The sequence below is a fragment of the Maritalea porphyrae genome (genome assembly GCF_030159895.1).
GTDB lineage: Bacteria > Pseudomonadota > Alphaproteobacteria > Rhizobiales > Devosiaceae > Maritalea > Maritalea porphyrae.
The window spans coordinates 685,133-705,272 of record NZ_BSNI01000002.1 but is presented as its reverse complement, the minus strand read 5'-3'; the positions used below and the strand labels follow the sequence as shown (position 1 = coordinate 705,272).

The window sequence follows — 20,140 nt, the reverse complement described above, 5'->3', positions numbered from 1 at the left end:
TCGCCCACATAGAAACCTGAGCCTGTGGACAAACACCAATAGGTAAAATTTACTATGTTTTTTAGCTATTTAGCCGAATTAGACAAAGGTCGTACGACCTATCGCCAGATGGAAAAACTGGTCCTGTTTCCTTAAGTTCTTTTGACCGAATGGGAGATTTTTCTCTTTCATGGCGGCATTTTTCTTAAAGGACAGCAGGATCAGCCCGATGAGCACCATCACACGGCGGGAAATTAATCAAACTATTCAAGCGAACGCAGCGTCGCTTTCTTATAACGACAAAGCACCGGTATTAGCTTCGCTCGCGGTCAAGCGCGATGAAGTGAAGTTTAGTGCCGATGGCGCGTTGGTTGCAGATACAGGCCAACATACTGGTCGCTCTGCCCAAGACAAGTTTATCGTTGATGATGCGCTGACCCATGACACTGTTTGGTGGGACAATGCCAAAGCCACATCGACTGAAAAGTTTGATTTGCTGCTTGCCGACCTTTTGGCTGCGACGAAAGACAAAGACCTTTTTGTCCAACAACTTTACGCTGGTGCAGATGTATCTCATCAGTTGAATGTTGAAGTGTTCACTGAAAATGCGTGGCACGCTTTGTTCATCCGCAATTTGTTGATCCGTCCAGCACTAAACGCATTGGGTGACTTTGAATCAAATGTAACCATTGTGCATTTGCCAAGCTTCAAAGCAGATCCTGCGCGCCATGGAACACGTTCAGAAACCGCAATTATGCTCGATTTCAGCCGCAATATGGTGCTCATTTGCGGAACTGCTTATGCAGGTGAAATCAAGAAATCTGTTTTCTCGCTGTTCAACTTCCATGCGCCGCAAAATGGTGTGTTGCCAATGCACTGTTCAGCCAATATCGGAAAAGATGGCGATACAGCATTGTTCTTCGGTCTATCAGGCACGGGCAAAACAACGCTTTCTACAGACCCTGAGCGTACACTGATCGGTGATGATGAGCATGGCTGGCACAAAGATGGCGTGTTCAACCTTGAAGGTGGTTGCTATGCCAAAACCATTAAGCTTTCGCGCGAAGCAGAGCCTGAGATTTTTGGCGCCACAGAACGTTTTGGCACTGTGCTTGAAAACGTTGTGTTGGATGAAGAAACGCTGAAGCCTGACTTCAATGACGGTTCGAAAACAGAAAACACACGTGCAGCATATCCATTGACCGCTTTGGACAATGTAAGCCGCACAGGCATGGGCCCAACGCCAAAGTCTGTGATTTTGCTGACAGCTGATGCATTTGGCGTACTGCCTCCAATTGCGCGCTTGACACCCGATCAAGCCATTTACCACTTCTTGTCTGGCTACACCGCAAAGGTTGCCGGCACAGAGCGCGGTGTAACTGAACCACAAGCAACCTTCTCTGCCTGCTTTGGCGCACCATTTATGTCACTGCATCCAAGTGTATATGGCAAAATGCTCAAAAAGCAGTTGGGTGAAAGCCTTGCGGAATGCTGGTTGCTCAACACTGGTTGGACCGGTGGTCCATACGGTGTTGGTGAACGCATCTCAATTAAAGACACACGCACCTTGCTCACTAGCGCTTTGTCTGGCGAGCTGGTGAACACACCGATGCGTGTTGATCCAATCTTTGGCTTTGAAGTGCCAACGGCAGTTGAAGGCATCAATGCTGGATTGCTTGAGCCACGAACCACTTGGGAAGATGCTGCTGCTTACGACGAACAAGCTGCGAAACTGGTCAAGCTGTTTGAAGAAAACTTCGCCAAATTTGGCGCAAGCGCAGACGAGCTCGCAGATGCCGGCCCAAGCCTAAGCAACGCTGCATAAAGCGCTTAAGTATAAATAATTACTCATATCTAGAGCTCGGGGGTACGCCCCCGGCTCGCCCCAAATTTCTAGACAATTGCCACATTATCTGATATTCCTCTGCGCATTGTTGAATTGGCCATTATCGGTTTGTTAACCATAAAGTGGCAGCGTATTTTTGAGGTATATTATGAGCGTTCTTGCACGAGCAGACTGGACTTTTGGCGCCTTTTGGGCGGTATTCACCGGTGTTTTGTTTGGAGCGGCGAGCGTTTTTGTCCTTGAACGTCCCCTTGATCTTGATTTCATTCTGACCAACATCGCTCTTTGGACGGTAGGCGGAATTGTTATGGCCGTTGCCATTGGCCTGAAACGCCGCTAGCGCTTTTCAAAAAAATCTAAAATTGGTGCTTGACCCTAACGCAGCGTGAGAGACTATCTCATTTGCCAGCGAAAGGATTTTGGCACATGAAAACCTACCAAGTTAAACAGGTGGCGCAGATGGCGGGCATATCGGTGCGCGCGCTGCATCACTACGATCAAATAGGTTTATTGTGCCCAGCCTTTGTTGGTGACAATGGATACCGCTACTACACGCGGGACGAATTGGTGCGTTTGCAAGAGATTTTGTTCTTCAAAGAAATGGGTATTGGGCTAAACGAAATTGCTCAGATATTGGAAGAACCCGATCACGAACGCGCGAAAATGCTTGAGCAACAGAAGTCCCGTTTGGAACAGGACCAGCGCCGCCAACTCCAGCTAATCAAAACGATTGAACGCTCAATTGATGAGTTAAATGGAGTAAGAAAGATGAATGTGAGCGACTTATACAAAGGGTTCTCAAAAGAGAAGCAAGCAGCGTATGAACAAGAGCTAATCGACAAGCTTGGTCCAGACATGGCCAAGGAAATCGAAGATGCAAAACAAAAACTCAAGCAGGACGGATTAGATGGTGAAAACCAGCTAATTGCACAGAGAATGGCAGAGTTGGCTGATATTGAAGGTGAAGTCGTACTGGCCCTACAAGGGGGAATTGCTGCCGATGATGCTGAGTTGGACAACGTGATTGCTCGTCACCACAATTGGGTCGGACAATGGTGGAAGAAACAGCCGGACCAAGCCGCCTATATCGGGCTATCGCAAATGTATCAGAGCCACGAAGATTTTGTGGCGCGATATGAAGCGTTGGCACCAGGCTTAACCGAGTACCTTGCAGCGGCGATGGTCGCCTATGCTAAGCGCCATCTTGGCTAGGCTTTGTCCGATAATGATAGTCATAAAGCTCGGCTGAAAAGCCGAGCTTTTTATATAGGGCCAGTGCGCCCACATTTTCTGACATGACTTGAAGTGCTGCCTTGTTTGCCCCCAAACGTCGACACTTGGCCAACAAACTTGAGAGCAGGCGAGCGGCGCGGCCTTGGCGCCGGAATTGAGGGGCGGTTTCGACTGATTCAATTATGGCGATGTCCTCCACTACTACTGCATAGGCGATAGCGGCAAGTTCCTGATCCTCTTCTATATGTGCAAACAAAATTGGATAGCCAATATTCAACAAAGCCTGCCGAAATTTCACGCGATGATCTGGCGGGAAATGCGCGCGCTCAAGCGCAAACTGCAACCATTTGTCGTCTGGATGCGTGGTGAGTTGAACATCGTGTTGCCATTCAAAACTTGTAAGCGTCGGCGCAAGCAGAGTTTTTGTGTGCGCACTTACATTTTCAAACCCAGACTTTGTCAGTTCGCCCGCTAAGCCTTCAGCGATTGTAGGCACTCGAAAAATCACCGATTGATTGTACCCAGCGTAAAAGCGCTCCGCATCGGCGACAAGCGCCGCTGTGCATGACTTGCTTTGAGACGTTGGATTTACGGAATTGATGCGCCGAGAAGGTGTGCTGCTTGTTTGTCGAAACTCATAGCCTTGGTGCTTTTCAACCTGTTCCGCAGGCCAAGCCAGTGCACATGCCTCTTCGACTTGCCAACAAAGATCGAGCGTCTGCGCGTCGGACATAACAAGCCTTCCCATTCAAACAAGAGTTGAGTGAAAAGTTAGCAGCGGATCAAAGCGGTGTATAGAAAATATGCGCGCCGATTTGTTTCACCGGCTGATAGGCAGAGGCCCAAGACGGCGATACGCGCTTTGCGTGGTAGAACAGTGTGGTATCTGGCAACAGGTCTACCGACTTCTGCTGTTGGAACTGCTTATAGGCGTGATTGGCGATCAAACCGGCCTTCACCCAACTTACGCGAACAATGCGGTTGCCATTTCCACCTGCATCGGATTTGCCGTCACAGGCAAAAGAAAACTGGCATCGATTTGCTTTATGGGCGTTTTGATATACCACGCCGCAAACCGTATTTGGATATTTGTGGTGTTTGACGCGGTTAAGAATAACTTGGGCAACTGCCCACTGACCCGCCTCAGGTTCGCCGCGCGCTTCATGGTAGATCGCCTTGGTCAGACAATCTTTTTCTTCAGCGGCGATTTGCAGTTTTTTAGCGGTCGGGGTGAATTTGGTTTTTGCATAGGCAGAGAGCAATTGTGGTGTGAGGTGGGCAGTTTGCTGCTGAGCAGCAGCAGGCAACACAGCAAGGAGCACAAGCGTGAATGCCAACCCGAATTGCTTCAAAAATCTTGCCACTAGCAAAGTCCCAAATTCCCCAACCCGACCGGCTGGATGCACCATATGAATTGTTGTAGCGCGAAGCTACCTCATTGTTAAGTCATGGTTAACCACATTTTTTCACATTTCGTTAATTGATGAGATTTCGTGGCATTTGCGCATCATTTATTCCCATTTTTTGAAGCTCTTGGAGTAAGTAAGGGGCTTGGCAGTTGCCATTTTTGGGCGTACCAATTCAATACTTGGGGCCAAATTCGCCCTTCCCATCTATCTTGCGCGTCAGCTTTAGGCTGGTTGAGCGCTGCTTTTTTTAGGAAAATTCATGTCGCTTGTGTCGCCCAGTCCGCCACTTTCTGAACTCACCGCGCGTCAATGGCAGTGGATTGGCGCTGGGTTGATGATGACGTTTGCGTCGATGGGCGGGCAAACACTATTTATCGCTCAGTTTAACAGTGATATCCGGGCACATTTTGGATTAACTGACGGACAATTTGCAGGTCTTTACACAGTCGCGACCCTTTTCAGCGCGATTTTGATCGCGGTCATCGGCCAAGTTACAGACAAGCTCGGTCCGCGTTTTCTCGCCATTATCTGCACGGTTGGTTTGGCATTGATGGCTTTGGCTATGTCGATGGTGGACCACTGGGTGCTTCTGTGCTTGGTTCTGTTCGGCCTACGCTTTTTCGGTCAAGGGATGCTGCCCCATATCGCACAAACTGCGATGGCGAGATGGTTTAATCGATTTCGTGGCCGTGCACTTGCCTTTTCGCAGATGGGGTACACCGCGGGTGAAGCTTTGTTGCCATTTATCATAACCGTTTCGCTGCTTAGCCTAAGCTGGCGTGATATTTGGGCGATTGGCGCTGGCTTTTTGATCATCATCATGTTGCCGCTGATCATATTCTTGTTGCGTGACCCACCAGATGGCAAGCGAGCAAAGGCGCGGGGTGACATAAATCCGGATGCAGCAGATGGCAACGCTTTGACTGGCGATGATTGGAAGCGACGCAAAGTATTGCGTGACCCATTGTTTTATGCGCTCGCCTTTGGCGCGATGACGTTGCCGGCACTAGCGACAATATACTTCTTTCACCAAGCGCATTTGGTAGGGGTAAAAGGCTGGTCCGTTTCCACCTACACAGCATGGTTCCCCATTATGTCAGTTACGGGCGTTTCGGTTTCCATTCTCACAGGCTTCTTGGTTGATCGGTTCGGCGCATTCCGACTGTTGCCCTTTATGTATTTGCCGATTGGCATAGCCTGCTTGATTATGGCGAGTTTGAACGACGTTTGGGCTATTCCTTTATTCTTGATGGTGCTTGCCATGGGCGGCGGCATGGCGCCTTCGGTCTTTGGCGCATTGTGGGCTGAGATGTATGGCACAACGCATATTGGTGCGGTGCGTTCGTTGGCAATTGCGGTGATGGTATTCGCTTCAGCTGCAGGTCCTGGCATTGCCGGCGGCTTGATCGACGTCGGCATCAACCTTGTTACCCAAAGCTGGTTCAACGCGGTTTATTGCCTTGGTATTACGGTGCTCTATTTGCTTTTGCAGGGTCGAATGGCGGCGCGAAAGAGTGAGTTAATGGCGCCTATTGGATAGCGGCAACCAACAACCTTATCGATAATTAATTAAAGTAATACTTTCATAAATTATCTTAAAGCTTGATATTGACTCTTCGAGTTGCAGCGCCATATATGGCGTTCAATTGATCGTGGAGTAAATCATGAAAAAGTACATTTTAGCGGGCGCAATTGCTCTATCTGCCACACTGCCGGGCTCGGCGAGCGACAAACTGCAAACCTACAAATCAAATGTGGAAGCAGCACTTGCCGATCAAGCAATACCCGGCGCTGCTCTTGCGCTAGTTGGCCCTGAAGGCGCCATCGGACAAATGTGTTTTGGCATCGCTGACCTGGAAACAGGTGCAGCTGTTACCAAGGACACGGCTTTCACGCTTGGTTCAACGTCAAAGATGGTGATTGGGATGGCAATTGTCCAGGCAGTTGAAAAGGGCATCATTCAACTCGATCAGAAAATTGCGCCACTGATTGACTTCGAAATCGGTTTTAAGAATGCCGACCAAATCACTTTTTCAGACCTTGCCCAACATAGAAGTGGCATTGTCGATCGAGAGGATGCCTATCTTTCTAAAGCCACATATTACCAAGGCGCTGACCACCCGACTTTGCTTGGTGATTACCTTAAGGCCTACTTGAGTGAAAGTGGGGAGCATTATCACGCAGCTACCAATTTTTCGAAACATGGCGAGTATCAGTATTCCAACATTGGCTCGGCTCTCGCGGCATACGCTTTAGAACAAGCGGTTGCCACTCCATTTGATAAGCTCACCACCTCCGACATTTTTGGACCACTCGGAATGGAAAACACCGCGTGGTTTCTAAGCGAATACCAGACGGATGAATTGGCGCGTCCGCACTATGATCTGGGCATGGAAGGGTTTGCACCAAATGAGTTTTACGGTTTGGCAACATGGCCCGATGGCGGCTTGCATTCTTCGATCAGTGATTTTTCGAAGTTCATAGCTATGATGATCAATGCGGGTGAACTGAGTGGCACACGCATCATCAACAAAGAAAATTTCGACTTGCTCTTTGCTGGGTTGAACGGTGACAACGAGCGTGGCTATGGCTTATTCTTGGAGAAATTTCGTCTGAAAGGATCATTGCCAGATCGCACAACCTTTTGGGGCCATACGGGAAGCGATCCTGGAGTAGTGACATTTGCAGTTTACAATTTGGATTGGAAACGGGGCGTCCTCTTGATGTTGAATGGCGAACCCGAAGAGGAAATGGTCAATGATTTCTTGGCTGCGAGTTTTGATCTTTTTGGCTTGGAAAATGAGTTTCGCATTGCACCGGATCACTGCAACAACCCGTTGCGCGTTGTCATCGACTGAGTTAGCCTTTTTGAGAAGGAAGAGTAAGGCATGGCTTGGTCGATTGTCGAAGTTACGAGCGAAAACAGTGATCTGCTGAACAATGTGGCCGAAGATGTTTTTGATTATGAGATTTCATCTGAACATCTTGGCCGCTACCTAGATCAGGCTGGCCATAAGCTATTTGTTGCCATTGCTGCTGGGGTTGTTGTTGGCCAAATTCGTGGCATGATCCATTATCAACCCGATGAGCCACCACATTTGTATATCGACAATTTGGGCGTCGCACCGACGCATAAACGGCAGGGGATCGCCCGAGCGCTATTCGTTGCACTGACCAGCTGGGCGAAATCCAAGGGATGCAGCAGCTTTTGGGTCGCAACGGAATGCGACAATGATGAAGGCAACGGCTTCTATCGCGGCATTAAGCTGAGCGGCGAAAAAATGTACTTCTACGAAGGCGTAATCGACTAGCCATTTGGGCGATTTTTCGAATTGAAAAGAAGCTGAATTGCAAACAGGACCCAGAACACCAAACCACCAGCGGCGAAGATGAATGTCAGCGGTAAAAACAGGCTTTCCTGCAAGACGCCATTTTCGTCGATACCACCATATATAGTCGCTTCTGCAATGCCACAAATGGCTGCAAGAACAAACATGGATATGCTGATGTAAAGCAAAAAGCTGCGCATGGGACTGCCTTCAAAACGAAACGACGCTTTGACCTTAAACACAGCATTTCGGTGACAGTTTGATCGTATTCAGGCCATTTCGAGGCTAAGTTGTGGCCAACGCAATTTCGCGCATGTGCCGCATATCAGTACCGCAGCACCCCCCAAATATGCGCATGTGCGGGTAGGTATTTTTAATCATTGCAAAATAGGTGCCCAGCTCTTTTGGGTCCCCATCATCCAGTTCTGTTGCTACGTCTAGTTCAGCATGGGAGCAACGCGATGCATTTGCGACCATACCTGCAATTCGCTCAATCCACGGACCATCATTTAGGTTCGGCAGAAAGTGTTCTGGATGTGCGCAATTGATAAGGAAATATTCGGCGTAGTTGTCGGTCGCTGCGTCAACCGCATCCAACGCTTCACCCAAAGGCATGCCAGTGGGCAACAACCCGTCCGTTTCAACCGTGAAAGAAATTGCGACCGGTAATTGGTGTTTTTGCGCCGCACGGACAATGCCGATGGCTTCTTCGGGATATGAGATGGTGAATGCACTAACTATGTCGGGTTTGGCTTTGGCCAACTGTGCGAGTTGATGTTGATGATATTGCTCTGCTTCGCCATCATCCATTTGACTGTCTGGCTTATAGCCATCACCGCGCGGCCCAACTTGTGCACTCAGTATTATTGGCACGTCGCAAATGTTGTCTCTAAGTTCACGGATGAACTGCACGGCATCGACATTGATTTGTTCCAATAGATTGGCACTGTAGCCGATTGCAGCCGCGCGATCTTTATTGGCGACCCAAGTCACACTTTCAAACATCAAGCCGCAACCCATTTCGCGTGCTAACTCGACTTGCTCCAGATATGACTTTGTGAGCAACTCCCGCCCTTCTTCGTTTTCCAACAATGGGAACGTTGCAAAGCCTGGCAGGTCGACGCCTTGATTGAAAATCAGGTCGGTTTCAATCCCGGTATAGCAAAGGAAAGGGCGATCCAGTTTTTCAAGTATCGTCACTAGTGCGCATCGTTCCAATTGTCTGCAGCGCGGGCATCAACCTGCAACGGCACAGTTAGCGAAATCGCCGGCATTGGCGCATCGATCATCACTTTAGAGATAACTGGAATAGCGTCCTCCGCCTCGCTTTCTGGCACCTCAAAAATCAATTCATCATGCACTTGCAAGAGCATGTCGGCAGGCACTTTCTTCGCCTCAAGCACCCCCTCCATTTGGATCATGGCACGGCGGATAATGTCTGCAGCAGAGCCCTGAATTGGTGCGTTAATTGCCGCGCGTTCATAGAAAGCGCGGTGGCCCGCATTCTTGGTATTGATTTCTGGAAAGAAAGCTTTTCGACCAAAAATGGTCGCCACATATCCTTTGTCGTGCACAAACTTCTTGGTTGCTTCCATATAGTCTTTGATGCCTGGAAAACGCTCGAAATAGGTTTTGATATAGTCGCTAGCTTCTGTGCGGGAAATGCCCAATTGATTGGCCAAACCAAATGCGGAAATCCCATAAATGATGCCAAAATTGATTGCTTTTGCGCGACGGCGAACCATTGGGTCCATACCTTCAATTGGCACGCCAAACATTTCTGAGGCAGTCATGGCGTGAATGTCGAGGCCGTCGGCAAAAGCTTTTTTCAATTCTGGAATATCTGCAATATGCGCCAGCACCCGCAATTCAATCTGACTATAGTCAGCAGAGATTAGTTTCTTTCCCGGCTCTGCCACAAAAGCTGTGCGGATCTTGCGGCCATCCTCTGTGCGAACAGGAATGTTTTGCAGGTTCGGATCTGACGATGAAAGCCGTCCAGTGGCGACCGCTGCCTGCGCATATGATGTGTGCACCCGACCGGTATTTGGGTTGATGAACTCTGGCAGAGCATCGGTATAGGTTGATTTTAGCTTCGAAAGACCGCGCCACTCCAAAATGGCCTTGGCCAAATCGTTGCCTTCGGCGGCCAAGTCTTCCAACACACCTGCACCGGTTTGCCACGCACCGGTTTTGGTTTTTTTGCCGCCGGGCAACCCCATCTTATCAAACAAGATTTCGCCCAACTGCTTTGGCGATCCAACATTGAACTTTTCACCAGCAAGCTCATGAATTTCGGCTTCAAGACCAGCTGCACGTTGCGCAAAATCGCCCGAGAGACGCGCCAAAATCTGGCGATCCACATGAATACCTCTCGCCTCCATACGCGCAAGAACCGGCACCAATGGACGTTCGATAGTTTCGTAAAGCGTGACTGCTTTTTGTGCGACAAGGCGCGGCTTAAGCACTTTCCACAATCGCAATGTTATGTCGGCATCTTCCGCCGCATATTTGGCCGCATCTTCAATTGGAATTTGGTCAAACGTCTTTTGTTTTTTACCCGTACCCGCCAAATCGGTGAACTTGATGGGTTTGTGATCGAGCCATTTTTCGCTCAGCGCATCCATACCGTTATTGCGTGCGCCATCGGTGGCGTAAGACATCAACATGGTGTCGTCGATTGGGTTCATCTCGATGCCATATCGCATCAAAAGCCCCATATCGTATTTCATGTTCTGACCGATTTTGAGGATCGATTGGTCTTCAAGAATCGGCTTGAGTTTTTCGATCACCTCTTTTGTCGGCAACTGATCTGGTGCCAAGCCACCGCCTAGCAGATCATCCTCACCAGAGGTATGAATAAGCGGAACATAGCAACCATTACCCACTTCAGTGGACAAGCAAACCCCAACCAAGTCAGCCTGCTGATTATCAAGACCCGTAGTCTCTGTATCGATCGCGACATAGCCCTTGTCTTTGATCGCATCGATCCATTTGTCCAACGCGTCAAGCGTGCGCACAATTTCATATTTTTCATGCTCAACCGGCATGCCTGAAAGCTCGAGCGCCACTTTCTCGGCCAGCGCGGAAGGTGTATTTGATCCTTCGGCTCCAGCCACGCTTTCCGTTTCTGGCAGAGGCTCGGGCGCAAGTGATGTATCCGCCTCGATTGCGTCGGCATCTGCATCAATAGCTGCTGCCACTCGTTTGGTGATGGTGGTAAACTCCATCGCCTTCAAAAATGGAATAATGGAAGTCGCATCGAGCGGTTGGCGAGCAAATTCGTCCAACTGCACTTCAACCGGCACATCAACTTTTAGCGTCACCAAGTCGCGTGAGACGCGGGCCTGGTCAGCAAATTCAATTAGATTTTCACGACGTTTGTTCTGTTTTATTTCGCCGGCACGCTCCAAAAGCGTATCAAGGCCACCATATTCCTCGATCAATTGCGCGGCCGTTTTAATCCCAATGCCGGGCACGCCGGGAACATTATCTACACTATCGCCAGCAAGCGATTGCACATCGATAACTTTGTCCGGGCCAACGCCAAATTTTTCACGCACTTCATCAGCACCGATCCATCGGTTTTTCATAGTGTCGAGCATTGAAATTTTGTCGGACACCAATTGCATCAAATCCTTGTCGGACGACACAATGGTCACATTCATGCCTTTGGCTTCTGCTTGACGTGCATATGTGGCAATCAAATCATCCGCTTCAAAGCCTTCTTGTTCCACCGAAGAAATTGAGAATGCCCGCGTCGCCTCCCGCGTTAACGGAAATTGCGGCACTAGATCCTCTGGCGCTGGCGGACGATGCGCTTTGTATTCGGGATAAAAATCATTGCGAAAGCTTTTTCCGGAATGATCAAAGATCACCGCCATGTGTGTTGGCGTTTCCAATTCTTCCGCTTCAAAATCAAGCGTGAGCCGATAGAGCATGTTGCAAAAGCCGGACACGGCGCCAACAGGCAAACCATCTGATTTACGCGACAAAGGAGGCAACGCATGATAGGCACGAAAAATGTATGTAGAGCCATCCACCAACAGCAAATGCATCGGTTATCCCCTTCCCCGGGCAACGTGAATCAAAACAAAACTTGAAACGCCAATCTAATCTGAACGGCGAAGCGGGTCCATGGCGGATTAGATTTGCGTCACAACTCAGTTAGCCGCGATATCCAACACCTTGGCAACGATTTCTTCAATCGACAAAGTGCCATCGACGACCAAGACATCGCTTTCCGTTTGACTCGGCCGTTCGAGCGTGTCGAGCTGGCTGTCCAACAAACTCACCGGCATGTAATGACCTGGCCGATTAGCCATACGGGTTTGCAGAGTAGCACGGTCTACGTCGAGAAAAACGAACCGACAACCAACGACATTCTTGCGAATTATGTCCCGATAGGCTTTCTTAAGTGCCGAGCACGCAAACGCTACGCGCGCATTGCTCGCTTCATTTGCTGCCGCAACAACTGTTCCTAGCCAACCCACCCGCATTTCATCGGTTAGGGGGATACCGTTTGACATGGCAGCGACATTTTCAGAAGGATGAAAATCATCAGCGTCGAGAAAAATGCCGTCAATCTCATGCGCAATTGCGCGTGCAATTGTGGACTTTCCTGTCCCGCTCACCCCGATCACAAAAATCGCGTTTCGGCTTGTCATGACGCCTACCCGTTTCTATTCCAATTATTTTGAAGCGATGTCGACATCAAGAATTGCAGAAGCTCATCGCAATTGGGAGGACGATGGCAGTTTTATCGACCATTTTTTCGCGCAATTTTGGCGAAAACCCCATTGTGAAGCGCGTGCTGTTCGGATAAGTTCGCGCCAGTTTCGCAATTTGCCTTCGCGCAAATTGCCAAAGCACCCGTAGCTCAGCTGGATAGAGCGCTGCCCTCCGAAGGCAGAGGCCACACGTTCGAATCGTGTCGGGTGCACCATCATCTCGGGTTAACTCGTTGTTATCTCAGTGTTTTCTTCAAGATTACGCTGGAGGGTAGACCATGGGGTTGACCAAAACAGGTCACTATTTGTTCGAAAAAAGAGGGTACCAATAGTTTTCTTGACGCGTTCCTAGTAATCTTTGGAGTTCAAACGAGACGACACGGACCAACCTGTCGCTGAGGACCAAATTTGCGCACATTGCGCTGTCTGGGGCGAAATCCTTATGTACCAAACCAGACGAGGAGCGGCAGGCTCTTTGTCTACACAGCAACCAATGCGTCTTGTCTGAACGGTAGCTTTGAATATTGTAGCTAGAGAGCCACATGATTAAGGTCACCACAGAGCTTCTTCACGACATGAATTCGATCGACCGGATGTTGCGTGCAAATCACGGCAATGTGCAGTCTTTTTTTAGGGAAATCAGAACGGCCGACTAATCGACCAAGACATCAGCGCTACGTTCGATAAGATCAGGAACAAACAGCTTTTGCAGCTTTTCCGGTCGTTCCCCATCAAGCAAGCGCAACATGAAACGGCCAAGCATCATGCTCGGCTTTGATATTGGCAAATAGCATGTGGTGATCGGCGGCGAGAAATATTGCGATACATTCAAATCGTCGGTTGCAATAACCACAGCATCTTTGCCGTGTTCGAGGCCACGCACATGAAAACCTGACAATACGCCAAGAGCGGTAGCTTCATTTGCGCAAATATAGGCTGTTGGCGGCGCATCCAGTGTCGACATTTCAAATAGTTGTTCGCGGCCAAACGCAGGGGTCAATCGACCGTTGGCCACAAGATCTTCGTCAAACTCTATATTTGCACGCGTAAGCGCGTCACAATAAGCGTCCAATCGATCACCGGTGTACATCAAATCCGCATCTGCATTCAGCATTGCAATGCGCTTGTGGCCCTTCGCGATTAGGCGTTCAACGCAAATTGAAACGATGCGCTTATTGTCGGTATCCACAAAGGCGTGGGGCTTTTCCGCATCGCTGGTTCCGTAGGTGACAAATGGAAAATCCTGCGCCTGCATATATTGGATGCGCTCATCGCCTGCTCGTGTGCCTGAGATAATCACGCCGTCTGCCTTGCGGTTAACGACAATGCGCTTGATCGTCTCCAAGCTTTCTTCAAAACTGCGGACCTGATATTGCACCACCCGATATGGTGTGCCTTCAAGCGCATGGCTTAAGCCGCTGATCAGCTGAGTGTAGCCGACCCCGCCCCATTCATCATCTTGCGGAGACGAAATTACCGTAACCATAGCGATTTGATAGGTCTTACCGGTGCGCAGCTGAACGCCAGAAATATTGAGTTCGTAGCCAAGTCTTTTTGCGACATCAAGAATTTTGTCACGGGTGACAGGACGCACCTGATCAGAGCCATTAAGCGCTTTTGAAACCGTTGCTGTTGATAAGCCGGTTTCTTTTGCAATTGTTTTTATCGTTGGGCGCGCGGGCATATTAGTACTCAAAATCAAGACCCACTCTGGTTAGCCAAAATATCTTTGAAACGCAAATAAACTGCGGATGTCCATGCAAAAGCTGGATCACGAAGACCCTCTCCGGTTAGCGCATTAAAGTTCTCAGCCATCCCAGAATGCTCGCATAGATTCACAAATTTTGTTGCAATTTTCTGAGCCAATTCAGTTGCGTGCTGCGCGACCAGTCCATCGTGTATGAGAAGTGTTGTGGGTGCCCAAATCGGCCCGCGCCAATATCCGTCAGCTTCGTAAAAATCACTATTGGGACTTTCTGTTGCCGGGCCCCAGTCGGTCAACAAATCGGACCTTTTGAACTCACTGACCAACTGCTCACCAATTTCATTGGGCAGCAAATCACCAAGCAGCATCGGCATAAACCCAATAAGGCTTTGACTGTTCTTTGGCGCATCTGCACCGTCAGACTTTCGAACCACAAAGTGACCATCACGCCAAAGCTGGTCGACGAGCAATTGGACCAAGCCAGCACAAATCTGTTCGAAATGCGCCGCGCTTTCTACATCGCCTAAGCGGCGCTTAATCCGCGCAATCGCTTGCGCTGTAAGCACTAGAAAGGTTGGCAGGTCGGGGCCCTCCACCGGTCCACCATTTGCAAAAAAGCTGGCATTGTCCCAACCGCTATCGTTGCCATGTGCGTAGCTTGGCAATTTGTCGGGGCCAGACCGCGTATGGGCGAGCCAATAGCTGAGTTGTTTTTCCAACTTGTCGGTCAAATAGGTCAATTGTTCGTCGTCAAAAACCGGACCGAAAGCGCAAAGAATGTGGTCAATTGCCCAACCATGTACCGGCGGTTTTGTGAAGGAAAACGATGCGCCTTGATCGTGCACGAAGTCAGGAAGCAAGCCGCTTGCGTCTTGCTGATCAAAAATCACAGCAAACTGTTCAAACGCACTTTTTGGACTGGTTTTGGCGACACCTATTGCCGAGAACGCATTGTCCCAACTCCAAATGTTGATCATGTGGTTTTTGGACATGTAAATGGCGGGGGCGCTCAAATGGCCTTTTGCGGGCACTGTATTTGCCCACAATATGTAATTGGCCAAACGAGCAGCCTGGCCAAGCTCTGCATCACCTATCCATTCCGCGAAGGCGTGCTCCGCATCTGCTTTTGCGCGCTCAAAACTGGAATGTGAGACATTAAGGCAAAGCCGTTCATGCAAGACGATACTGCCTTCGAATTGATCGCCCTTGAACGATATGGCAACGTCCTCAGCGTGGTCGCGACGCCATTCGCCACGAACGTTTAATTCCCCCACTTTCGCCACGGGCGTAAGCCGTAGATTCTCACCGGCTGCAACAACACAAGGTTCGCCCGCTGGGGTTTGGTATGCATAGTCGTAGCGCGAGCCTTGTAATTCAAAGCGCAGCTCTATCCCCTCACCCTTCACATGCAGCACTTCCCCATCGCCGATACAAAAAGCAGCTTTGCCGACCTGTTCATCGCCCTTTAGAAGCACAGCCTCTAGAGAGCCTGGCGACAGGGAGAAGGATGGCGTAAGCGAATTGCCTTGAAGATCGAAAAAGGTGACCAGACAAAGATTGCCAAGGCTTGGCCGCATATCGCCACCTGCAACATAGCGCAAACAGCATTGCCGCTCGCCATACCCGTCCGGCACCATCGATAGGGTCGTGAAGCGTTGGTGCCGAGAAAACGGCACTTTATTGAAATCAAATAGGCTCACACCCTACCCCTTTACGGAAGAACCGATGGCGCCATCCATAATGTAACGCTGCGCAAAGAAGAACAAGATTAGCGGCGGAATACAAAGAATCACGGTAATCGCGGCAATGGAGGTAATGTCCGTCTCATGCAGTCCTTTGAACATAGATAGCCCAAGGGTCAGCGTATATTTGGACTGATCGTTTAAATAGATCAGCGGCCCAAGATAGTCGTTCCATGCGTTCATGAAGTGGAATGTGCCGACCAACACCAGTGCAGGCATCATCAGCGGCAAATGGATGCGCCAATAAATCTGCCAAGAATTAGCGCCGTCCATGCGTGCCGCTTCATCAATTTCAATTGGCACATTCATAATGTACTGCCGTAGGAGAAAGACAAAGAATGCGTCTGCGAAATAGGCTGGAACAATCAGCGGTTTGAGCGTGTTGATCCAACCCAGCATGTTAAACTCCATATAGAGCGGGATCATTTTCACATCCCATGGGATCATCATAGTGGAGAGCAACAGAATAAAGATGGCGTCGCGCCCTTTGAACTGAAAACGCGCAAAACCAAATGCCACCAACGAGCTTGATAGCAACTGACCAAAGGTTGATAGAACAACCACGATCACTGAGTTTTTGAGATAGACATCAAACGGTTGTTTGAACCATGCGATGATGAAGTTTTCCCACTGTGCTTCGCTTGGCCAGAACACCGGCGGATATTGATAAAGCTCTGGAACCGATTTAATCGCGGTGATCAACGTCCAATAAAATGGCATGATGAAAAGCGCAGACAAAAAGATCAGCGCGCCATAAGTCAGCGTTCTAACCATCAGCTTGCTCCTTATTCTTCATCTCACCTTCGTAGTAGACCCAAGCGGAAGACGATTTCATCACCAGCATTGAAAGTGCCAGGATGATCAAGAACATCACCCAAGAGTTTGCGGCGGCAAAACCCATTTCGAAATATTGGAATGCGTTATCGTAGATATACATGGCGAAGAAATAGGTGCTTTCGAGCGGTCCACCACCTGTCAGCAATAGCGCGATGGTGAGCTGCTGAAATGCTGCAATGATCGACGTGATGAAGGTGAACAACAACATTGGCGACAACATCGGGATGGTGATGAACACCAACCGCGCCCAGGCAGGTACACCTGAGATTTTTGCCGCTTCATAGAGCTCTTTCGGAATTGACTGGAGCCCCGTTAGTAATATCAACATGGTACCGCCGAGCCCCCATAGAGAGGCCACAACGATAGCAAGCAACGACCAACTTGGATCGCCCAGCCAGTTTGGCCCCTCTATCCCGGCAAGGCCCAGGAGGAAGTTCAAAATTCCGTATTCGTGGCTATAAATCCATGCCCAAATGGTCACCAAGGCGACGCCTGAAATCACGCTCGGTAGGTAAAAGATTGTGCGGAAGATGCCGCTGCCAAGGACTTTTTGGTTGAGCAAGACCGCCAACAACAGACCAAGGATGATGTTGAAGGGGACAAAGAACAGGCCAAATTTGATGGTTACCCACAAACTGTCCCAAAATAGCGGATCTTCGGTGAGCATGACGCGGTAGTTATCCACGCCGACAAAGGTTCGCTCCCCCACCACTGGCCAATCGTAGAAACTCATGACCAGCGAGAAAATGAGAGGCCCCAGTGTGAAGAAGAGGAACCCCAATATCCAAGGGGAAATGAAAAGGTATGGCGTCAGCTTCTCGAAAAATCGATTGCGCTGCACTGCACTATCGGGATCTGTGCCCATAATACTCATTCCCCCTTGGAAACTCTTAGTTCAAGTGACGCTTGGAACGCTTAACAGCTTCGTCCAAGTGTTTCTTGGCATTACCTTTTTCAATCATCGTCGCTTCAATTGCGCGCTCGAGATTGGTTTGGATTTTGCCCCAGTTCTCGTGTTTCAAGAACGCATTTGACTCACGGTCTGATACTTTCAGGATGTCAAAGAAGGGCTTGAAAGTCGGGTCGGTAGTCATGTTGAGTTCTTTGGCAACACTTGTGCGGATCGGTAGATCATTTGTGCGTAGTTTCACCGCCTCTGGTGAGGAAAAGAACTTCACAAATTTCCAGGCCAGTTCAGCATTTTTTGTGTCTTTGGCAATCGACATGGCAGACGCACCGATTGAAGAGTGGATCGGCTTGTCGCCGAATGAAGGCAGAGTGGCAACACCATAGTTGATGCCCGCTTCTTCAATGCCGCTTTTTGACCACATCGCGCTTTGATACATGGCCAATTTGCTGCCCTTAAATAGAGCAGAGCCTGACGAGTTGTCCCCTATGCCAATAACAACGGCTTCTTCGTTTTTGGCCATATCAGCGAACATTGAAAGCACTTCGACTGCCTCGTCGCTGTTCATGTAACCGTCAACCGCGCTACCGTCTTCCGCAATAAAGCGTGTACCGTTTGACCAGAAGAATTGCTCATAGTCGAACGGATCTGGCTTGGCTTCAACCGCATAGCCATAGACCTTATTCTCCTTGTCACGGAACCTTGCAGCCTTTTCGCGCAACTCGGCCCATGTCCAATTTTCGCTGGGCTCTTCCACACCAGCGGCGGCAAACATGTCCTTATTGTAAAAAACAACATGGGTAGTAAAACCTGCTGGCATGCCATAAGCGTCACCATCGATGCGCGTCGTGTTGATCAACCCAGCCGGAATGTCGCTTAGGTTCATGGCCTCAGCATCACGCGCCATCAATTCATCAAGCGGCATCAAGGATTTGTAGTATTTTGGATAATTCCACATATACATTACATCCGGCGGGCTGCCTGCACCAAATGCCGCGATCAGCTTTTTGTCATAACCATCGGCATAAGGTTCAACCTGAACTTTCACGCCCGGATTGGCTGCCTCAAATCGCTTTGCGATTTCTTGCTGAATGGCAAGGCTTTCATCGCTGTCCCAAGTAGCGAAGCGAATTACTTCTTCCGCCATCGCCGTTCCGCCCAATGAAAGGGCAGCAACTGCTGATGCCAGTGCCAGTTTCTTTAGTTGTTTCATCGTTCCTCTCCTCTAGTCGTCGCGCCATGCGACTGTTTTTGTCGATCAATCAATGATCGAGTTTCCGCATCCAATGCGCGCGGAAGCGCCTCCCCCGCAGCATTGAAAATGTGACAGTGCTGCGCCGGAAATTTGAGATGGACACGCTCGCCAAAACTTACAGGGTGCGTGCCGCGCGTGATGATGGTGAAAGACTGACCGTTATCGAGATTTAGGTGCACCTGACTTTCAGTGCCCAATCGTTCAACAAGCACAACTTGCCCGTGGACATGGGCTTCGTGTTCTGCAACCAATTCTACATTGTCGGGCCGAATGCCCAATGTGTGCCCGCTGTTTTGCAACTCGCTGATTGGCACGTTGAGTGCCACATCGATAGTGCCATCTAGCTCCTCGCCACCTAGACGCACGGACCGCGCGCCCTCAAGCGTTGCATCGACGGACAGAAAGTTCATTTTTGGCGACCCGATGAAACCAGCCACGAATAGATTTTGGGGCGCATAAAACAATTCAAGCGGCGTGCCGAACTGAGCGACTTTCCCCTTGTCGAGAACGACAACCCGATTAGAGAGCGTCATCGCTTCCACTTGGTCATGGGTCACGTAGATCATTGTGACCCCCAGCCGCTTGTGCAGATTTGCCAGCTCCACCCGCATTGTCACCCGCAGCCCAGCATCCAGATTGGATAGCGGCTCATCAAGAAGGAACAGCTTTGGGTCGCGCACGATCGCGCGACCAATCGCGACGCGCTGGCGTTGCCCACCCGACAATTGCTTTGGTCGACGTTTCAAAAGCTCGGAAATTTGTAGAATTCGCGCCGCATTTTGCACACGCTCATCAATCTCAGCCCTCGGAACACCATTCAAGGAAAGGCCAAAAGACAGGTTTTTGTAGACATTCATGTGCGGATAAAGCGCATAGTTTTGAAAAACCATCGCAATGTCGCGCTTTGCTGGCGCCAATTGAGTGATCTCTCGATCACCTAAAATGACTGCGCCCGCATTGATATCCTCCAAACCGGCGATTGATCGCAGCAAAGTCGTCTTGCCGCATCCGGACGGGCCTAGAAAGCTGACGAATTCACCGTCGGCAATATCTAGGTCCACGCCAGATAGAACAGATAAATTGCCAAACTTCTTGTGCAGCTGATTGATTTGAACGCCAGCCATCTATTCCCACTCCCGAACTTGAATTTCAGCCAAAATATAAACGT

General features: G+C 49.6%; 18 protein-coding genes and 1 tRNA gene. 7 read left to right on the top strand and 12 right to left on the bottom strand.

What is annotated here, in order from left to right:
* Positions 1-208: 208 nt before the first annotated feature.
* The 3 genes from QQL65_RS06925 (at position 209) to QQL65_RS06915 (ending at position 3,037) form a co-directional block, all read left to right on the top strand.
* The gene (locus tag QQL65_RS06925) at positions 209-1,804 is read left to right on the top strand and encodes a phosphoenolpyruvate carboxykinase (RefSeq protein WP_284363072.1); all 1,596 of its coding nucleotides are present in this window, start codon (positions 209-211) and stop codon (positions 1,802-1,804) included.
* Between the two features lie 169 nt (positions 1,805-1,973).
* Positions 1,974-2,165, top strand: coding sequence for a hypothetical protein (locus tag QQL65_RS06920; protein ID WP_284363069.1), 192 nt, complete (start codon positions 1,974-1,976; stop codon positions 2,163-2,165).
* 86 nt (positions 2,166-2,251) lie between these two features.
* The gene (locus tag QQL65_RS06915) at positions 2,252-3,037 is read left to right on the top strand and encodes a MerR family transcriptional regulator (protein ID WP_284363067.1); all 786 of its coding nucleotides are present in this window, start codon (positions 2,252-2,254) and stop codon (positions 3,035-3,037) included.
* On the opposite strand, the gene QQL65_RS06910 is transcribed toward QQL65_RS06915, so the two are convergent.
* On the bottom strand, positions 3,018-3,791 hold the full coding sequence (locus tag QQL65_RS06910) for a GNAT family N-acetyltransferase (protein WP_284363065.1): 774 nt from the start codon (positions 3,789-3,791) through the stop codon (positions 3,018-3,020). The genes QQL65_RS06915 and QQL65_RS06910 overlap by 20 nt on opposite strands.
* A 49-nt stretch (positions 3,792-3,840) precedes the next feature.
* Entirely contained in the window at positions 3,841-4,422 is a 582-nt protein-coding gene (locus QQL65_RS06905) for a cell wall hydrolase (RefSeq protein ID WP_284363063.1), read from the bottom strand.
* A gap of 304 nt (positions 4,423-4,726) precedes the next feature.
* Between QQL65_RS06905 and QQL65_RS06900 the strand changes: the two genes are divergently transcribed.
* The 3 genes from QQL65_RS06900 (at position 4,727) to QQL65_RS06890 (ending at position 7,778) form a co-directional block, all read left to right on the top strand.
* Complete coding sequence (locus tag QQL65_RS06900) at positions 4,727-6,007, top strand: MFS transporter (RefSeq protein WP_284363062.1); 1,281 nt, start codon at positions 4,727-4,729, stop codon at positions 6,005-6,007.
* A 124-nt stretch (positions 6,008-6,131) separates the two neighbouring features.
* Positions 6,132-7,325, top strand: coding sequence for a serine hydrolase domain-containing protein (locus QQL65_RS06895; RefSeq protein ID WP_284363060.1), 1,194 nt, complete (start codon positions 6,132-6,134; stop codon positions 7,323-7,325).
* 30 nt (positions 7,326-7,355) lie between these two features.
* Positions 7,356-7,778 (top strand): GNAT family N-acetyltransferase, encoded by a 423-nt coding sequence (locus QQL65_RS06890; protein ID WP_284363058.1) that lies wholly within the window; start codon positions 7,356-7,358, stop codon positions 7,776-7,778.
* Here the strand turns inward: QQL65_RS06890 and QQL65_RS06885 are convergent.
* The 4 genes from QQL65_RS06885 to QQL65_RS06870 form a co-directional block, all read right to left on the bottom strand.
* Positions 7,775-7,996: a DUF3955 domain-containing protein gene (locus QQL65_RS06885; protein WP_284363056.1), complete on the bottom strand. Its 222-nt coding sequence runs from the start codon at positions 7,994-7,996 to the stop codon at positions 7,775-7,777. The genes QQL65_RS06890 and QQL65_RS06885 overlap by 4 nt on opposite strands.
* A gap of 85 nt (positions 7,997-8,081) precedes the next feature.
* A complete protein-coding gene (locus tag QQL65_RS06880; protein WP_284363054.1) occupies positions 8,082-8,996 on the bottom strand; it encodes a homocysteine S-methyltransferase family protein in 915 nt (304 codons plus the stop codon).
* Positions 8,996-11,854, bottom strand: a complete 2,859-nt coding sequence (gene polA, locus QQL65_RS06875) for a DNA polymerase I (protein WP_284363052.1) — start codon at positions 11,852-11,854, stop codon at positions 8,996-8,998. Before polA ends, QQL65_RS06880 begins: the two co-directional genes overlap by 1 nt.
* A gap of 105 nt (positions 11,855-11,959) precedes the next feature.
* Positions 11,960-12,463, bottom strand: a complete 504-nt coding sequence (locus QQL65_RS06870; RefSeq protein ID WP_284363050.1) for a gluconokinase — start codon at positions 12,461-12,463, stop codon at positions 11,960-11,962.
* Between the two features lie 201 nt (positions 12,464-12,664).
* On the opposite strand from QQL65_RS06870, the gene QQL65_RS06865 reads away from it, so the two are divergent.
* Positions 12,665-12,741, top strand: a tRNA-Arg gene (locus QQL65_RS06865).
* Between the two features lie 437 nt (positions 12,742-13,178).
* Here the strand turns inward: QQL65_RS06865 and QQL65_RS06860 are convergent.
* The 6 genes from QQL65_RS06860 to QQL65_RS06835 are packed head-to-tail and all read right to left on the bottom strand — an operon-like array spanning position 13,179 to position 20,096.
* Positions 13,179-14,210, bottom strand: a complete 1,032-nt coding sequence (locus tag QQL65_RS06860) for a LacI family DNA-binding transcriptional regulator (protein WP_284363048.1) — start codon at positions 14,208-14,210, stop codon at positions 13,179-13,181.
* A gap of 14 nt (positions 14,211-14,224) precedes the next feature.
* Positions 14,225-15,931 carry an amylo-alpha-1,6-glucosidase gene (locus QQL65_RS06855; protein WP_284363046.1) on the bottom strand — a complete coding sequence of 569 codons (1,707 nt, stop codon included), beginning with the start codon at positions 15,929-15,931 and terminating at the stop codon, positions 14,225-14,227.
* A gap of 3 nt (positions 15,932-15,934) precedes the next feature.
* The gene (locus tag QQL65_RS06850; RefSeq protein ID WP_284363044.1) at positions 15,935-16,747 is read right to left on the bottom strand and encodes a carbohydrate ABC transporter permease; all 813 of its coding nucleotides are present in this window, start codon (positions 16,745-16,747) and stop codon (positions 15,935-15,937) included.
* Positions 16,740-17,675 (bottom strand): carbohydrate ABC transporter permease, encoded by a 936-nt coding sequence (locus tag QQL65_RS06845; protein ID WP_284363041.1) that lies wholly within the window; start codon positions 17,673-17,675, stop codon positions 16,740-16,742. Before QQL65_RS06845 ends, QQL65_RS06850 begins: the two co-directional genes overlap by 8 nt.
* Positions 17,676-17,700: 25 nt before the next feature.
* Positions 17,701-18,930 carry an ABC transporter substrate-binding protein gene (locus tag QQL65_RS06840; RefSeq protein WP_284363039.1) on the bottom strand — a complete coding sequence of 410 codons (1,230 nt, stop codon included), beginning with the start codon at positions 18,928-18,930 and terminating at the stop codon, positions 17,701-17,703.
* The gene (locus QQL65_RS06835) at positions 18,927-20,096 is read right to left on the bottom strand and encodes an ABC transporter ATP-binding protein (RefSeq protein WP_284363036.1); all 1,170 of its coding nucleotides are present in this window, start codon (positions 20,094-20,096) and stop codon (positions 18,927-18,929) included. The genes QQL65_RS06840 and QQL65_RS06835 overlap by 4 nt, the downstream gene beginning before the upstream one ends.
* Positions 20,097-20,140: the final 44 nt, after the last annotated feature.

Bases quoted from the DNA above. Each gene is read 5' to 3' on its own strand.
- QQL65_RS06925 (WP_284363072.1), top strand. From the start codon at position 209: ATGAGCACCATCACACGGCGGGAAATTAATCAAACTATTCAAGCGAAC.
- QQL65_RS06920 (WP_284363069.1), top strand. From the start codon at position 1,974: ATGAGCGTTCTTGCACGAGCAGACTGGACTTTTGGCGCCTTTTGGGCG.
- QQL65_RS06915 (WP_284363067.1), top strand. From the start codon at position 2,252: ATGAAAACCTACCAAGTTAAACAGGTGGCGCAGATGGCGGGCATATCG.
- QQL65_RS06910 (WP_284363065.1), bottom strand. From the start codon at position 3,791: ATGTCCGACGCGCAGACGCTCGATCTTTGTTGGCAAGTCGAAGAGGCA.
- QQL65_RS06900 (WP_284363062.1), top strand. From the start codon at position 4,727: ATGTCGCTTGTGTCGCCCAGTCCGCCACTTTCTGAACTCACCGCGCGT.
- QQL65_RS06895 (WP_284363060.1), top strand. From the start codon at position 6,132: ATGAAAAAGTACATTTTAGCGGGCGCAATTGCTCTATCTGCCACACTG.
- QQL65_RS06890 (WP_284363058.1), top strand. From the start codon at position 7,356: ATGGCTTGGTCGATTGTCGAAGTTACGAGCGAAAACAGTGATCTGCTG.
- QQL65_RS06885 (WP_284363056.1), bottom strand. From the start codon at position 7,996: ATGCGCAGCTTTTTGCTTTACATCAGCATATCCATGTTTGTTCTTGCA.
- polA (WP_284363052.1), bottom strand. From the start codon at position 11,854: ATGCATTTGCTGTTGGTGGATGGCTCTACATACATTTTTCGTGCCTAT.
- QQL65_RS06870 (WP_284363050.1), bottom strand. From the start codon at position 12,463: ATGACAAGCCGAAACGCGATTTTTGTGATCGGGGTGAGCGGGACAGGA.
- QQL65_RS06860 (WP_284363048.1), bottom strand. From the start codon at position 14,210: ATGCCCGCGCGCCCAACGATAAAAACAATTGCAAAAGAAACCGGCTTA.
- QQL65_RS06850 (WP_284363044.1), bottom strand. From the start codon at position 16,747: ATGGTTAGAACGCTGACTTATGGCGCGCTGATCTTTTTGTCTGCGCTT.
- QQL65_RS06845 (WP_284363041.1), bottom strand. From the start codon at position 17,675: ATGGGCACAGATCCCGATAGTGCAGTGCAGCGCAATCGATTTTTCGAG.
- QQL65_RS06840 (WP_284363039.1), bottom strand. From the start codon at position 18,930: ATGAAACAACTAAAGAAACTGGCACTGGCATCAGCAGTTGCTGCCCTT.
- QQL65_RS06835 (WP_284363036.1), bottom strand. From the start codon at position 20,096: ATGGCTGGCGTTCAAATCAATCAGCTGCACAAGAAGTTTGGCAATTTA.